Source organism: Frateuria defendens (genome assembly GCF_001182895.1).
Classification (GTDB): domain Bacteria; phylum Pseudomonadota; class Gammaproteobacteria; order Xanthomonadales; family Rhodanobacteraceae; genus Frateuria_B; species Frateuria_B defendens.
The window spans coordinates 1-877 of the sequence record NZ_LFQR01000179.1 but is presented as its reverse complement, the minus strand read 5'-3'; the positions used below and the strand labels follow the sequence as shown (position 1 = coordinate 877).

The window sequence follows — 877 nt, the reverse complement described above, 5'->3', positions numbered from 1 at the left end:
CCGCCGTTGTTCATCAGGCCCGTACGGCTGACCTCCTTGGCCTGGTCTTGTGTGACCGTGTCCCGCCCCGCGTCGAGGCTGAGGTGGTGGCCCGCCGCCAGCGTCACGTCGTGCGTGCCGGCGATCTGCACCGCCGTGCCGGTCAGGTCGTGGCCGGCCCCTACCGTCACCGTGTCGCCCGACAGCGTGCTGCCCACGCTCCACGTCTGCGCCAGGCTGTGGCTGTCATCGCCGCTCGCTTTCGTACCGTCACCCTCACACCAACGCTGCCGGCCCAAACCACCCTGGGTGCGCCGCGAGCTGACCCGCTTGCGCGCGTGGTCGCCTGACCTCGGCTGCCGCGTGCTGGCGGAGGCGTTCAACCGACGGCATGCCACGCGCGGCGTCACGGTCGGCAAGTCCTACGTGGCGAGCGTGCTACGACAAGCCACGACGGAGATCATCCGCCTTCGACGCGACGGCAAGCATCGCGTGCCGCGCCCCATGCCCACGCATCGCGTGTGGGCGATGGACCTGACCGGCAAGGCCGATCTCAGCGGTCGGCAACACCTGATGCTCGGCCTGCTCGATCATGGGTCGCGCGCCTGCTTGCGCTTGAGCGCCCTGGCCGACAAGCGCAGCGTCATCATCCTGCGCGAGTTGGTGATCGCATGCCGACGCTTTGGGGTGCCGCGCGCGATTCGCGTGGACAATGAGGCATGCTTCAACAGTCGCCTGATGAAAACCGCGTTGACCCTGCTGGGCATCCGCCTGCAAACCACCGATCTGCACTGCCCCTGGCAGAACGGGCGCATCGAGCGCTTCTTCGGCACCTTCAAACATCATCTGGACAGAATTGCCATCACCGGCAAGGACGAGCTGCGCACCAAGCTGGTCG

2 protein-coding genes are annotated in these 877 nt (G+C 67.5%); one reads left to right on the top strand and one right to left on the bottom strand.

The features are described 5' to 3' along the window. The coding region (locus tag ACH65_RS20355; RefSeq protein ID WP_049623922.1) for a hypothetical protein at positions 1–197 on the bottom strand (197 nt) is incomplete at its 3' end. Between the two features lie 91 nt (positions 198–288). Here ACH65_RS20355 and ACH65_RS17500 point away from each other — a divergent pair. Continuing rightward, positions 289–877, top strand: a 589-nt coding sequence (locus ACH65_RS17500; RefSeq protein ID WP_049623921.1) for a DDE-type integrase/transposase/recombinase, incomplete at its 3' end; no start/stop codon positions are given.